The organism is Paenarthrobacter sp. YIM B13468, from assembly GCF_042788025.1.
GTDB lineage: Bacteria > Actinomycetota > Actinomycetes > Actinomycetales > Micrococcaceae > Arthrobacter > Arthrobacter aromaticivorans.
In genome coordinates, this window is sequence record NZ_JBHZPI010000033.1 from 33780 (window position 1) to 46937 (window position 13158).

Annotated in this window: 13 protein-coding genes; 11 read left to right on the forward strand and 2 right to left on the reverse strand. The window is 62.3% G+C overall.

Annotation, left to right across the window (positions count from 1 at the left end; genetic code table 11):
• Positions 1 to 8 precede the first annotated feature (8 nt).
• Positions 9 to 1121 carry a substrate-binding domain-containing protein gene (locus tag ACFX4T_RS23670; protein WP_377654648.1) on the reverse strand — a complete coding sequence of 371 codons (1113 nt, stop codon included), beginning with the start codon at positions 1119 to 1121 and terminating at the stop codon, positions 9 to 11.
• A 177-nt stretch (positions 1122 to 1298) separates the two neighbouring features.
• Between ACFX4T_RS23670 and ACFX4T_RS23675 the strand changes: the two genes are divergently transcribed.
• From ACFX4T_RS23675 to ACFX4T_RS23700, 6 genes are all read left to right on the forward strand, one after another.
• On the forward strand, positions 1299 to 2297 hold the full coding sequence (locus ACFX4T_RS23675; RefSeq protein ID WP_223947815.1) for a LacI family DNA-binding transcriptional regulator: 999 nt from the start codon (positions 1299 to 1301) through the stop codon (positions 2295 to 2297).
• Positions 2298 to 2335: 38 nt separating this feature from the next.
• The gene (locus ACFX4T_RS23680; protein WP_223947816.1) at positions 2336 to 2629 is read left to right on the forward strand and encodes a putative quinol monooxygenase; all 294 of its coding nucleotides are present in this window, start codon (positions 2336 to 2338) and stop codon (positions 2627 to 2629) included.
• A gap of 30 nt (positions 2630 to 2659) precedes the next feature.
• Positions 2660 to 3802 (forward strand): App1 family protein, encoded by a 1143-nt coding sequence (locus ACFX4T_RS23685; RefSeq protein WP_377654651.1) that lies wholly within the window; start codon positions 2660 to 2662, stop codon positions 3800 to 3802.
• Positions 3803 to 3936: 134 nt separating this feature from the next.
• Positions 3937 to 5586 carry a LuxR C-terminal-related transcriptional regulator gene (locus tag ACFX4T_RS23690; protein WP_377654654.1) on the forward strand — a complete coding sequence of 550 codons (1650 nt, stop codon included), beginning with the start codon at positions 3937 to 3939 and terminating at the stop codon, positions 5584 to 5586.
• Positions 5587 to 5673: 87 nt separating this feature from the next.
• The gene (locus ACFX4T_RS23695) at positions 5674 to 6222 is read left to right on the forward strand and encodes a hypothetical protein (protein WP_377654656.1); all 549 of its coding nucleotides are present in this window, start codon (positions 5674 to 5676) and stop codon (positions 6220 to 6222) included.
• Positions 6223 to 6253: 31 nt separating this feature from the next.
• A complete protein-coding gene (locus ACFX4T_RS23700; RefSeq protein ID WP_216922055.1) occupies positions 6254 to 6631 on the forward strand; it encodes a hypothetical protein in 378 nt (125 codons plus the stop codon).
• A 177-nt stretch (positions 6632 to 6808) separates the two neighbouring features.
• Here the strand turns inward: ACFX4T_RS23700 and ACFX4T_RS23705 are convergent, their stop codons facing one another.
• On the reverse strand, positions 6809 to 7906 hold the full coding sequence (locus ACFX4T_RS23705) for a LacI family DNA-binding transcriptional regulator (protein WP_377654658.1): 1098 nt from the start codon (positions 7904 to 7906) through the stop codon (positions 6809 to 6811).
• 180 nt (positions 7907 to 8086) lie between these two features.
• On the opposite strand from ACFX4T_RS23705, the gene ACFX4T_RS23710 reads away from it, so the two are divergent.
• The 5 genes from ACFX4T_RS23710 (at position 8087) to ACFX4T_RS23730 (ending at position 12882) form a co-directional block, all read left to right on the forward strand.
• Positions 8087 to 8953, forward strand: coding sequence for an ABC transporter substrate-binding protein (locus ACFX4T_RS23710; RefSeq protein WP_216922049.1), 867 nt, complete (start codon positions 8087 to 8089; stop codon positions 8951 to 8953).
• 91 nt (positions 8954 to 9044) lie between these two features.
• A complete protein-coding gene (locus ACFX4T_RS23715; protein WP_216922046.1) occupies positions 9045 to 9833 on the forward strand; it encodes an amino acid ABC transporter permease in 789 nt (262 codons plus the stop codon).
• On the forward strand, positions 9830 to 10678 hold the full coding sequence (locus ACFX4T_RS23720) for an amino acid ABC transporter ATP-binding protein (RefSeq protein WP_308169270.1): 849 nt from the start codon (positions 9830 to 9832) through the stop codon (positions 10676 to 10678). The genes ACFX4T_RS23715 and ACFX4T_RS23720 overlap by 4 nt, the downstream gene beginning before the upstream one ends.
• Positions 10678 to 11721 carry a Gfo/Idh/MocA family oxidoreductase gene (locus tag ACFX4T_RS23725; protein WP_377654661.1) on the forward strand — a complete coding sequence of 348 codons (1044 nt, stop codon included), beginning with the start codon at positions 10678 to 10680 and terminating at the stop codon, positions 11719 to 11721. The genes ACFX4T_RS23720 and ACFX4T_RS23725 overlap by 1 nt, the downstream gene beginning before the upstream one ends.
• A gap of 48 nt (positions 11722 to 11769) precedes the next feature.
• The gene (locus ACFX4T_RS23730) at positions 11770 to 12882 is read left to right on the forward strand and encodes an NAD(P)/FAD-dependent oxidoreductase (protein ID WP_377654663.1); all 1113 of its coding nucleotides are present in this window, start codon (positions 11770 to 11772) and stop codon (positions 12880 to 12882) included.
• Positions 12883 to 13158 lie beyond the last annotated feature (276 nt).

Genomic DNA, 13158 nt, shown 5'->3' on the forward strand with positions numbered 1-13158 from the left:
TCCTGAACTTACTTGCCCCAGCAGATCTGGGAAGCGTCGGTGGTGGTGATGCTCTTCACGCCGTCTACGGGCTTGTCTGTGACGAGCTCCACTCCGGTGTTGAAGAAGTCCAGGCCCTCGGAGTTGGCAGGCTTCTTGCCGGTCTTTGCGAGGTCAACAATGGCCTTGACACCAAGCTCGGCCATTTTCACCGGGTACTGCTGTGCCGTGGCGCCGATTACGCCGGACTTGACGTTGTTCACGCCTGAGCAGCCGCCGTCAACGGAGACGATCAGGGCGTCTTTTTCCTTGCCCGCGGATTTCAGTGCTTCGAAGGCACCGGCAGCTGCAGGCTCGTTGATCGTGTAAACGACGTTGATGTTGGGGTTCTTGGCCAGCAGGGTCTCCATCGCGGTACGTCCGCCATCTTCGGCGCCCTGGGAAGCCTGGCTGCCGACGATTTCGTAGTCGCCACCCTTGCCGCCGGTGTACTTGCCCGTCTTGGCTTCGTCGCCGTTCTTCTTCTTATCGGCGGTGTCGATGCCCAAGCCGGTCAGGAAGCCCTGGTCACGGTTATAGTCAACGGACACAACCTTGTCATCGAAGAGGTCCACAAGTGCGATCACAGCTTTCTTGCCCGCCAGTTGCTGGGCGGTCCACTTGCCGATCAGCTCACCCGCGGCGAAGTTGTCCGTGGCAAACGTGATGTCGGCGGCGTCGGCGGGGTCCGGCGGGGTATCCAGGGCGATGACGAACAAGCCGGCGTCCTTGGCCTTCTTCAGGGCATCCACTACGGACGGGCCGTTGGGGGTGATGAGAATACCCTTGTCGCCCTTGGAGATCGCGTTTTCAATGGCTTGGATCTGGGTGTCCTCATCTCCGTCGGCTTTGCCGGCAGCAAGCTTGAGGTCAACACCATCAGCCTCGGCAGCCTTCTTGGCGCCATCCTGCATCGAGACGAAGAACGGGTTGGACGTGGTCTTCACGATCAGCGAAACGCCGATCTTTTCATCGCTGCCCGCGCTGGAGGAAGGCGAGGAGCCGCCGCCGCAGGCAGTCAGGCTCAGTGCGCCCAGCGTCAGGACTGCACCAGCGGCAAGAAGACGGGTCTTTGCCGACCTCGAGGCTTTGGAACTCAACATTGAAACTCCTGTTTTTTGTGGCTGCTCATGGCGAGTGATTCCCCCATGACAACGTTGTCAGGTAACATGTAACCAAGCTCACACAGTGCAGTCAAGTGTTAATTGAAGTTGAGGAGTAATTCGTTGACAACGATGTCTAATCGTTACCAACCCGACCCTGCGCGCAAGCCCCCCACGATGAAAAACGTTGCTGATCTTGCCGGGGTGGGCATCAAGACGGTTTCAAGGGTGGTGAACGATGAACCCGGGGTTTCGGAGGAAACCCGTCAGCGGGTACTGCGCGCAACGGAGCAACTTCAGTACCACCTGGACATCACAGCCGGCAGCCTCAAGCGTTCCGGACGCAAGACCCAGTCCATCGGTCTCTTGCTTCCGAGTGTTTCCAACCCCTTTAGCGGCGAGATTCACCGCGCCATGGAAGACGCCCTCGGTGCCCGGGGACTTGCAGTTTTCGCCGCAAGCCTGGATGACGATCCGGACCGCGAAAGAAAGCTGATTTCAGCTTTCCTGGGGCGCCGCGTGGATGGTCTTGTGCTGACCACGATCGCCAAGAGCCAGGCCTACATGATCCCGGAACACTCCCGGGATCTGCCGTTGGTGTTCATCGACCGCGAGCCGGTGGGCATCGAGGCGGATGCAGTAGTCACGGATAACGAAGTGGGCGCCGCGGCGGCAGCCACGCATCTTATTAAGTACGGCCACACCAGACTGGCTTACCTTGGGGACCGGACCGATATCCAGACCGCTGTGAAACGGCGGGCAGGTTTCCTGAACGAGATCGGCAGCTCCGGCATCGCGACCTCCACCGTTGCGGTCCGCGAGAATCTTCACGACGAGGAAACGGCCCTCCGGGCTGCGCACGAACTACTCACTTCAGAGAACCCCCCTACGGCGATATTCTCCAGTCAGAACCTGGTGACGTTCGGTGCCATGCGGGCACTGAAGTCCCTCGGTTTGCAGCATGAGGTTGCCTTGGTCGGATTTGACGACTTCACCCTCGCGGACATGATGGAGCCGGGGGTCACCGTGGTTGCCCAGCACCCTGAACGCATCGGAAAGCTCGCTGCCGAGCGGATCCTTGCAAGGATCGACGGCGATGACCGCGCACCGCAGACGTATATCGTCCCTACGGAACTCATCCCCAGGGGCTCCGGCGAGATATTGCCCCGGAACTGACTAAAGCAATCCCGATTCAATCGATCAAAGGACTGGACATGACCAAAACCCTGTACGCAGAATTCACCGTCAAGGAAGGCAGCGAAACCAAGGTCGCTGAAATGATGACAGAACTCGCTGGGCACGTCCGGCAAGAACCGGGCAATGTCACGTTCCTTCCCTACACCCGGGAAACAAATCCGCGGGAATATTTCGTGTTCGAGGTCTACCGCGACGAGGAAGCCTTCCAAGAGCACATCACCGCAGAATACGGCCGAAAGTTCAACGCCGAATTGGCAGAACACATCGAAGGCGACGGTTCCGTCCTCACCTGGCTCACGCCCGTATCGTAGGCGTACGCCCGGCCATGCCAGACTGGAGGCATGTTTCCCCGTCCTGAGAAACCGCGCATTTTGCCCAAGAGCGACGACGCCCAGCCCCCGACGCCGGGAAGCGGCCCGACGCCGGGAAACGGCAAGCGCCGCCATCTTGCCGTCAGGCTCGACGACGCGTGGCTGAGGTTCCAGACGCGCGTCGCCATCCGGCGGGGTCGAGTGGAAACGGTCATCCCTTACACGGGTTACGGAACTATTTCCTGGGTGCGCGTGCTGGCCAGGGTTGTCCGCAGCGACCCCCGGGACGCCGCAGGTCATGCCAATCCCTTGCAGGAGAGCATGCGCGGGTGGCGGAACTTCATCAGCGCACCGGTCGCGCATGCAGCCGTGCAGGTAAACATTGCAGGCACCGTCCATGACGTCGAAGCCGATCGTGGGGGCGTCGTCGATGTTCGCATTGAGGCAGCCCTGAACCCCGGCTGGCACACGATCACACTGCAATCCGGGAGTTCCAGGACGGTCGAAGCTCCCGTGGAAGTCGTAGCGGACGACGCAGACTTCGGTGTGGTCTCCGATATTGACGACACCGTGATGGTGACAGCCCTTCCACGACCATTCCTGGCGGCCTGGAACACCTTCGTGCTCAATGAGCATGCGAGGACACCGACTCCGGGGATGGCCGTCCTGTACGAGAGGATCGCCAGGACGGCACCGACGGCTCCCGTGCTGTACCTGTCCACCGGGGCCTGGAATGTGGCGCCCACGTTGTCACGGTTCCTCTCGCGCAATTTGTATCCCGCGGGCCCCAAGTTGTTGACGGACTGGGGACCTACGCCGGACCGCTGGTTCCGAAGCGGCAGGGAGCACAAGCGCACTTCGCTGGAACGCTTGGCAGAAGAGTTTCCCCGCATCAAGTGGCTGCTCGTAGGGGACGACGGACAGCACGACGAAGCCATCTATTCCGAGTTTGCACACCGCCACCCGCAGAATGTCAGGGCGATCGCCATCCGGCAGCTCTCAGTAGGTGAGGCGGTGCTCGCCGGCGGTAGGTCGAAGTCCGGAGGCCAGCCCACGCCGGGAATCCCCTGGCTCTATGCTCCGGACGGTGCCGGGATGTCCGCGCAACTCGAGGAACTGGGCATCATTTACAGCCCCGTGCGCTCTGCCGATGAGCCGGAGGAAGGCGACTGAACTCCAGAACGGGTTTGAACTACAGAACCGGCTGAACTCCACCACGGGTTGAAGTGCACGGGCGCACGTGTGCAGGGCGGGCCGGGACCCCGCAGGGCTGTTGGTGCAGCCACCGCCAAGAGCAGAATGAACACATGGTCAATGCCTCGGTATCTGAAGGCCTGGCTGCGGGTGATCACTTCCTCGCTGCTTCCGATTGGAATGCAGCGGCGAAGGCTTTCGAGTCCGTGCTGCTGATCCAGGATGATCCTGCAGCGCATGATGGATTGGGACGCGCGCTGTGGTGGCTTCGCGACGTTGATCGTTCCATTGCGGAGCGCACAGCTGCTTACGCCGGTTTTCGTCGGCTGGGCCAAGACTCTCTGGCATTTCGTACGGCTTTGTGGTTGGCCCGCGAGTACGCCGATGCATTGGGTAGCGAGGCGGTCAGCCGGGGTTGGCTGGCACGGGCGGAGGGCCTTGCGTTCCGGTTGCCGGAAGGCGTCGAGCGGGGCTGGCTGGCGCTGACGCGCGGTTTGCTACGGGCAGACCCAGCCTCTGCTGGTGATGATGCCAGGAACGCGGTTGGATTTGCGCGCAAGTGGGATGACCCGGACCTTGAGGCCATGGCCCTCGCCCTCCTGGGCCTGGCGACGATAGCCTCCGGCAACGTGCTGGAAGGAATGACGCTGGTTGATGAGGCGATGGTGGTGGCAACCGCCGGCGAAGTTCACGACCAAATGGTCTTTGGCGACGTGTGCTGCATGGTGACGCGCGCCAGCGAGGAAGCCTGCGATACCTCTCGACTCAGCCAGTGGAACAAGACCCTCCTGCGCTTCATGCACACTACAGGCCATCCAGCATTGCTGGAATTTTGCGGCACGTGTTGCGCGGAGATATTCCTGGCCGCTGGTGACATCGCGAGTGCCGAGGGCTGGCTCACCAAGACGCTGCATGAATTGGACCAAGGCGGTCATCGTGCACGTTGTGTGCACCCTGCCGCCAAACTGGCGGAACTGCGGCTGCTGCAGGGCCGGGTGGAGGAGGCAAACCGACTGCTCGCGGGCTTCGAGGACCGCCCGGACGCGCTTCGCGCAGCGGCAGCAGTCCGGCTTGCGGTGGGCGACACTGCGGTCGCGGCTGCACTGCTTCATCGCCAGATCCATTACATCGGCGGTGGTCTGCTCACGGTGCCGCTACTCGCGTTGCTTATTGACGTCCAGTTGGCACAAGGTGACCATGGCCAGGCCCGGGCAACAGCCGAACGCCTTGATGAAGTCGCAGCCAAGACGCAATGGCCCCGGTCACTAGCGGCATCGCACCTCGCCGCTGGTCGTGTCGCAGCCGCCCTGGGGGATGTGGCCTTGGCACGTGAACGGCTGGACGCAGCGATTTCAATTTTTGGCGAGCTCAACATGCCCCTTGAGGCCGCGAGCGCCCATCTATCGCTGGCCACAGCGCTGCGGGAGACGGACCCTGGGGTGGCCGTACACGAGGCGGGAGCGGCACTCGCGGCATTCGACGAGGCGGGCGCCCGCGGTATGGCAGACAAGGCCGCAGTGCTTCTCCGCGCCCTTGGCGGCCCCGCCCGCACGGGCCCGAAAGCGCTGGGGCTGTTATCGCGGCGCGAACGCGAAGTGCTCAGCTTGCTTGCCGAGGCCCTGACTAACAGCGAGATTGCTGATCGCCTGTTCATCAGCGCCAAGACGGCCGAGCACCACGTCAGCAGCATCCTCGCTAAGCTCCAATTGCGCAGCCGGGTCGAAGCGGCAGCATTCGCCCTGCGTCAATCCCCTAAAGAGTAGGGCTTAAATAGGGGATGCTCCCCATCCTTTCCCGGTGCCGTCGCCGCATGCTTTGACTATCCGCAAAACACCATTGGGAGGTGCGGAATGAAGCAGCAATCAACAGCAGGCAACGTCCTCAATCATGAAATCGCTGTGACAGTCCACCGACATGCCACTGTCCCGGCGGACATCGTTTTCGACGTCCTCGCTAATCTGTCCCATCACATGCTGTGGGGAGGGGCCGACGCATCCACGCTTCTGTCCATGCAGGCCCCTCCAGGGCAGGCAACCGCCGGAACGGAGTTTACCTCGACGGCTGAGGACCGAATCTGCTGGATGAGGGATTCGTCCGTGGTCACGGAAGCGCTTCGGCCCTGGATGTTTGAACGGGTCACGGAGTCCGCTGTGGAGTCAAAAAAGCATGGGACAAAGGCTTCTTGGCTCTTGGTCCACCGTTACGAAATTGAAGCGGCTGCGGAACAGAGCGACGTCACTTACACCTGCCGGCTGGTGCGAGCCAGCGGGCTGCCGGGTCCGCTGGCCATGTTTGGGTTTCCTGTTCTCAGGTCACTCGCAATGCACGAGTGGGCGCGGGCAAACAAGGAAGGATTGGGCCGGCTCATCGCTGCGGCTGAAACCTCGGTGCGGGCCTGAACCCGCGCTATCACAAAGAAGGAGCAAGGCAATGGCAAAGTTATCGATTGATGACGAAAGCGCCCGCGTTGAGCGCATGACCGGCTATGAGGGCCGATATCGGGAGGCGGACGGATACACCATCGCCTTCGAAAGGTTCGAAGAGGGAGGCGACTTCACGCCGTTCTACAAGGGTCTGCCGGATGACCGGTGCCAAAGTCACCACTGGGGTTACGTCGTGAAGGGCCGACTCACCATGCACTTGCCTGATGGCGACGAGATCGTCGAAGCCGGCGAGGCGTACTACACGCCGCCAGGGCACACTGATGAGCTTGATCCGGGGACCATTCTGGTGGAGTTCAGTCCTACGGAGGAACTCGCCCGCACCTTGGCTGTCGTCGAGCAGAACCTGCAATCGGAAGTTGGCTAGGTTGGCACCTAAACCAGGAATCACGACGGCGGTGGCCAGCCCTGCGGGGGTGGCTGCCGACGTCGTGGTTTCCGGGCTAGGACAACGCTCTCTGCAGATTCGATGCGCGCTCCGCTTCCTCACGTGATGCTTCCAGTGTGGACGTTTCTCTTTGGCGCGCAAGGGTTTTGGCAGTGGCTAGCTGCCAGCCTGGCTGAGCACGCCAACGTCCTTGGGTGAACCGACTGAGCCGCGTCGCACGAGTCGTGCCTCCAACGGCGGCCCAGCGGGTGAGGAAGATTTCCTGCCCTCAATCTGCCGGATCAACGCGGTGGCGGCAGCCATTCCCATGTCGTAGACGGGCTGCGCGATGACGGTTAGTGGGGGAGTGGTGAGCCGGGTCCAGGCGAAATCGTCGTACATGATCAGGGAAACATCCGAGGGGATGGAGAGGCCTGATTCCTGGATAGCCTCCACAACGCTCAAGGCAATGAGGCCGTCGGAGGCAATGATGGCCGTGGCAGCATCCGGCCCCTTCAGCAGGTCACGGGTGATTCGCATGATGGAATCCGCGTCGCCGGCATTGAGCCGGACCAGGTCCATCGGCTGGCTGAGGCCTTCCTCTTCGAAGGCGCGGCGGATTCCCTCAAGACGGTCCGAGATTTGCGAGGAATCCAGCGGCATCCCCGCTACGTAAGGCCCTTCTGTCCGAACGGTTGAGACGAACGCGATGCGTCGATGGCCCGCTTCGATGAGGTACTTGGTGGACTCGTAGGAGATGGTGCCCATGTCCACGGCAAAGGTCTCGACATCGAGTCCCTCGGCGGCGCGGTCCAGCAGAACCAGGGGCCGGCCAGAGTCGCGGACTTCCTTCAGGTGTGCGGTTTCCACGGATGAGGCCGGAGCCACGATCAGCCCGTCAACGCGCTTGTCCAAGAGCACCTGGACGGCGTCCACCTCGGCAGCCCGTTCTTCATCGGTGTTGATCAGGATGACGTTGTAGCCGCTCTTCTTGGCGGTGTCGGTGATGCCCCTCGTAGCAAGGCCGAAGTGCGGGTTTTCGATATCGCCCACCACCACGCCAATGGTGTTGGATTTGCCCGTGTTCATGCTTCGCGCAAGCTCGTTCGGACGGTAGCCAAGCCCTTCGGCAGCGGCGAGAACCCGCTCCCGGACGTCCTCGCTGACAGCACCATAGTTGCCTAACGCGCGGGCGGCTTGTGCCTTGGAGACTTGTGCGGCCTTGGCGACGTCGGCAACCGTTACGTCCCGCCGTCGGGATCCTTCACTGCTCATGTTCACCTTTCCGAAGTGGTGTTGACGCGGCTTGTGACTTCCGCTACATTTTTCATCAATCGATGTGAGTCCGGTCTCAATCCTAGGGGCTGAGACCGGACTCAACAAGACCCCGCATCGAGTTAGACCCCAAAAGCGGCCCAGACAGCACCGCTGGCCCTCCCACGATTGGACAACGCTGTGATCAAACTGAACTTCCGCCCGGCAGCGCTCGCAGCAGCAGCGCTGGCGGCTATCCTCGCCCTCTCCGGTTGTGGCGGATCCTCCGCCGGGACCTCGAGCTCGGCCGAGAACCCCTATGGCCTGATCGAACCCGGAACCATCCGGGTCGCAAGCCTCGGTGATGCCAAGCCGTATACCTTCACGGACGGCTCGGGTAACTTCACGGGCTTCGATGTTGAACTCTTCAAGGACGTAGCCCACCGTGCCGGCGTGGACAAGGTTGTCTTCACCGGACAGGACTTCTCCGGCCTGCTCGCTGCCGTAGCCAATGGACAGTTCGACGTCGGCGTCGCGGCCATTGGCATCACGGACAAGCGCAAGGAAACCGTTGACTTCTCCGACGGCTACCTGGCTGGATACCTGACTGTCATCACCACCAAGACATCAGGCATCAAGGACGTCAACGGCCTGTCCGGCAAGCGCCTGGGCGTCGTCCAGGGCACGCTCCAGGAAGCCTACGCGGTCAAGAACTTTACCTCCGCCCAATTGGTCCGCTTCCCGGACAACAACACCGCAATCTCCGCCGTCAACAGCGGCGCAGTGGACGCCCACTTCCTGGACTACGAGGCAGCCAAGGCGTACCAGGAGCAGTTCGGACTGGTCAGCGCAGCTGACATCCCGTCCTTCGACGCCCCGGCAGGCTTTGCCATTGCCAAGAACAAGCCCGCCTTCAAGGAAGCCTTGAACAAGGGCCTTGCCGCGGCCATGGAAGACGGCACCTGGAAGAAGCTCTACCAGAAGTGGTTCCCGGGCTCGCCGATGCCTGAGCAGTACCTGCCCAAGGCCGAGCAGACCTCCAGCCCGTCGCCAACGGCTGCCAAGTAGCGCGACAGCCAACTCAACAACATGGCCGGGCGGGCCACACGCGCAGCCCGCCCGGCCATCCCGAAAACCAACAAACGTCTGAGAGCACTCAATGGATTGGCTCAATACCATCAGCCGCACGTTCTTCGATGTCGATTCGATGATCGAAGTACTGCCCCAACTCCTGGGAGTTGGACTCCTCAACACCCTGATCATCTCCATCGCAGCAACCATCCTCGGCGTAGTGATGGGCATGGTGGTGGCCGTCATGGGGATCTCGCGGTCCAAATGGCTGCGTATCCCGGCGAGGATCTACACAGACCTCTTCCGTGGCCTGCCCGCAATCCTCACCATCCTCCTGATCGGCCAGGGCTTTGCGCGGTTCAGCCAGTCAGTGTTTGGACCTTCGCCCTACCCGCTGGGAATCATCGCGCTGAGCCTGATCGCCAGCGCCTACATCGGAGAAATCTTCCGTGCCGGCATTCAGAGCGTGGACAAAGGCCAAGGCGAGGCATGCCGCGCCCTGGGCATGAGCTACTCAAAGTCCATGGCACTGGTAGTGGTGCCGCAAGGCGTACGCCGGGTGCTGCCCGCCCTGGTGAACCAGTTCATTGCAATCGTCAAAGACTCTTCCTTGGTCTACTTCCTGGGGCTTTTGGTCAGCGAACGTGAACTGTTCCGTGTGGGCCAGGACGCTGCAGTGCTCTCAGGCAACCTCTCACCGCTGGTCATGGCAGGCATCTTCTACCTGGTGATCACTGTGCCCCTGACCCACCTGGTCAACTACTTCGACAACAAGTTCCGCACCGGGCGCCGCCGTCCCGCAGCCCCAACCAGCGGGCTGAAGGAAGTCAAGGAACTCGACGCGGCATCGCCGCTCATCACCGGGAGCAACACGTGAACCTCACAAGCAGCAGCAATACTGCCAGCAGCAGCACCAGCACCAACATGTCGGCAGACAAGTCAACCGCCAAGGACAAGGCAGCCTCAAACAACCCCGCCGCCGACGTCCAGACGTTCCACGGCTCCAGCCTGGAACTGCGGAACCTAACCATGGCTTATGGCGACGTCGAGGTCCTCCGCAACGTGAGCCTCACTGTTGCCCCGGGAACCACCACGTGCATCATCGGTCCATCCGGTTCCGGCAAGTCCACCCTCTTGCGCGGCGTCAACCGTCTGCACGAACCCAAGAGCGGGGACGTGCTTCTGGCCGGCGAAAGCGCCCTCAAGGTCAAGCCGGACATCCTCCGCGCCCGCATCGGCATGGTGTTTCAGCACTTCAACCTCTTCCCGGACCACACAGCCCTCGAGAACGTGGCCCTCGCACTCTGGAGCGTCAAGGGAATGTCCAAGAAGGAGGCACGGGAACGAGCCCAGCGCCGGCTCGCGGAAGTGGGCCTCGCCGAACGCGCCGACCACCGGCCTCGCGACCTCTCCGGCGGTCAGCAGCAACGCGTCGCCATCGCCCGTGCACTCGCCATGGAACCCGAAGTCATGCTCTTCGACGAAGCCACCAGCGCGCTGGATCCGGAACTCGTCAAAGGTGTTTTGAACCTCATGGCAGGCCTCGGCCGCCGCGGCATGACCATGCTGGTGGTCACGCACGAGATGGGCTTTGCCCGCAAGGTTGCCGATCAAGTGGTCTTCATGGACGAGGGCGAAGTCGTGGAGGTCGGCACCCCGGCCGAACTCTTCGACAACCCGCGTAGCGAACGCCTGCAGCGCTTCCTTTCGGAAGTCCTGTGATGGACAAGGCAACAGCGGCACCGATCCGGACCGCCGTCGTCGGGTTTGGCGTCTCAGGCAAGGTCTTCCATGCCCCACTGATCGCAGCAGATCCGAACTATTCGCTGGACGTCATCGTGACGGCGGACCCGGAACGTGCAGCAGAGGCCGCGCGGCTCTACCCGCAAGCACGCATCGTGCCCACCCCGGAGGAGATGTTCGCCCTGGCTGGCAGCCTCGATCTCGTGGTGTTGGGAACGCCGCCGCTCACGCACCTCGAACTCGGTGCCACTGCGATCGCCTGCGGCCTGAACGTTGTGGTGGACAAGCCTTTCGTCACCAGCCTCGCCCACGGTGAGGAGCTGGCCGTGCGGGCGTCCGACGCCGGTGTGCAGCTAACGGTCTTCCAGAACCGCCGGTGGGACGCCGACTTCCTGACGTTGCGCAAACTGCTGCAGGAAGGGGCGCTGGGCGAAGTACGGACTTTTGAGTCACGGTTTGAATGGTGGCGGCCCGAAGGCTTCGGGAACTGGCGCGATACGTCAACACTTGCCGAAGGCGGTGGCATCCTGCACGACCTGGGCGCCCACTTGATCGACCAAGCCATCCAGCTGTTCGGACCTGTGGAGGAAAGCTACGGCGAAACCGCAAACCATGGCCCCCATCCCTGCGCGGCGGACACTGAGGCCTTCGTGTCCCTACTCCACGAGTCAGGGGTGCGGTCCCGGCTGTGGATGAACGGCATGGCGGCCCAGGTTGGCCCGCGGTTCCACGTCCTCGGATCAAAAGCGGGCTACACCAAATGGGGACTCGACAGCCAGGAACCTGCGCTCGCAGCCGGTGTCACGCCGTCGGACGCTTCTTATGGCAACGACCCCCAGGAGTCTTGGGGGCTTCTGGGAGTTGACGGTTCAGCCACACCCGTACCTGCAGAAAAGGGCGCCTACCCGCAGTTCTACGCAGAACTGGCAGCCTGCCTCCGTGGCCAAGGGCGGCTCCCCGTCGCCCCGGCCGAGGCTCTGGAAACGCTCAAAATCATCGAAAACATCCACGCCTTCGCGTAAGCGCAAGAGCGTCCCAAACATCCACAAGCACGAAAGAAAGGGAGAACTATGTCCTCCACCAAGCACGTCGCCGTCATCGGGGGCGGCATCCTGGGCGTTTCCACCGCCGTTCACCTGCTCCGCGGGGGAGCTTCCGTGACGCTCCTTACCGAGCAGGGCCTGGCAAGCGAGGCCACGGGCCGTTCACTGTCCTGGCTCAACTCGGCCGGCGAAAGGTCCACCCCTTACCACCAGCTGCGGCTGGCCGGCGTGGATCGGTACCGGACACTGTTCGCCGCCGATCCCACCCGCGAGTGGCTGCAGTTCGGCGGAGGCCTCATGTGGAACGCGGCCGGTCAGCGTGAGGTGACGGAGGCCCGCCATGCTTACGAACAGTCGATTGGGTACGACTCCAAACTTCTCGCCCCTGAAGAGATCGCATCGGTGACGCCCGGCATCGACGCCAGCGCTGTTCCTGAGAACGCCATCTTCAACCCCGGTGAGGGCTGGGTCAGCCTGCCGGACCTGGTCAACTTCCTGATGGAGGAGTTCCACGCCCTCGGCGGCCAGCTCGTCCTCAACGCGGGTAAAGTCCAGGTGACGCTCGACGGCGGCCGGGCCAGCGGCGTCGAGACTGCTTCCGGGGAGACCTGTTCAGCCGATGCCGTCCTCGTGGCTTGCGGCGCGGCGACGCCCACCGTCGTGAAGCCGCTCGGTGTGGAAATCCCCAATGGTTCCCCGGTCTCCATGCTGGTGGTCACCAAACCTGTGGAGCACCAGGTGAAGGCAGTGATGAATACGCCACGTGCGGCCGTTCGTCCCAACCCGGGGAACACTTTCGCCCTGGACCACGACTGGTATGAAGACCGGATCACCGAACACGCCGACGGCTCCTTCAGCATCCCGGACGAGGTTGTCCAGGAACTTGCGGACGAATCCTCCAAGCTGATTGCAGGCAATCCGGAACTCAAGCCTGCGTCCTGGAAGATCGGCTACAAGCCCATCCCCGGCGATGGTGAGCCCGTCTTCGGTGAACTGGGCCAAGTGCCCGGTTGCTTTGTAGCCTTCACGCACTCGGGCGCCACGTTGGGACTCATTGCAGGCGAACTGTTGTCCGGAGAGATCCTGACAGGCAAGAAGCACCCCATGCTGGCAACATTCCGGCCAGGGCGTTTCTCCTAGCGGTCGCCCCTTTTATAAGCCGACTTAACTAAACAAGCCGCCTTAACAAGGGCCAACGGCCCCGATACGCCGTCTGCATGAGCGTTTCGGGACCGTTGGAGTTTCTTGGGGAAATAGTCCGCCGGGACTGATCGGGCTGGGGGAAGGAAACCGATCAGGCCCGGCGGGGCTCTGGTTCTTGAGGTGGTGTTACTTGGTAGTTTCGGTGCGTTGGGTGCCGGTGAAGGCGAAGCCGATGGTGCTGGTGGCGCCTTGGAAGGTGTCGTTCGCGGTGGT

Bases quoted from the DNA above. Each gene is read 5' to 3' on its own strand.
- ACFX4T_RS23700 (WP_216922055.1), top strand. From the start codon at position 6,254: ATGGCAAAGTTATCGATTGATGACGAAAGCGCCCGCGTTGAGCGCATG.
- ACFX4T_RS23670 (WP_377654648.1), bottom strand. From the start codon at position 1,121: ATGTTGAGTTCCAAAGCCTCGAGGTCGGCAAAGACCCGTCTTCTTGCC.
- ACFX4T_RS23680 (WP_223947816.1), top strand. From the start codon at position 2,336: ATGACCAAAACCCTGTACGCAGAATTCACCGTCAAGGAAGGCAGCGAA.
- ACFX4T_RS23690 (WP_377654654.1), top strand. From the start codon at position 3,937: ATGGTCAATGCCTCGGTATCTGAAGGCCTGGCTGCGGGTGATCACTTC.
- ACFX4T_RS23705 (WP_377654658.1), bottom strand. From the start codon at position 7,906: ATGAGCAGTGAAGGATCCCGACGGCGGGACGTAACGGTTGCCGACGTC.
- ACFX4T_RS23715 (WP_216922046.1), top strand. From the start codon at position 9,045: ATGGATTGGCTCAATACCATCAGCCGCACGTTCTTCGATGTCGATTCG.
- ACFX4T_RS23695 (WP_377654656.1), top strand. From the start codon at position 5,674: ATGAAGCAGCAATCAACAGCAGGCAACGTCCTCAATCATGAAATCGCT.
- ACFX4T_RS23675 (WP_223947815.1), top strand. From the start codon at position 1,299: ATGAAAAACGTTGCTGATCTTGCCGGGGTGGGCATCAAGACGGTTTCA.
- ACFX4T_RS23725 (WP_377654661.1), top strand. From the start codon at position 10,678: ATGGACAAGGCAACAGCGGCACCGATCCGGACCGCCGTCGTCGGGTTT.
- ACFX4T_RS23730 (WP_377654663.1), top strand. From the start codon at position 11,770: ATGTCCTCCACCAAGCACGTCGCCGTCATCGGGGGCGGCATCCTGGGC.
- ACFX4T_RS23685 (WP_377654651.1), top strand. From the start codon at position 2,660: ATGTTTCCCCGTCCTGAGAAACCGCGCATTTTGCCCAAGAGCGACGAC.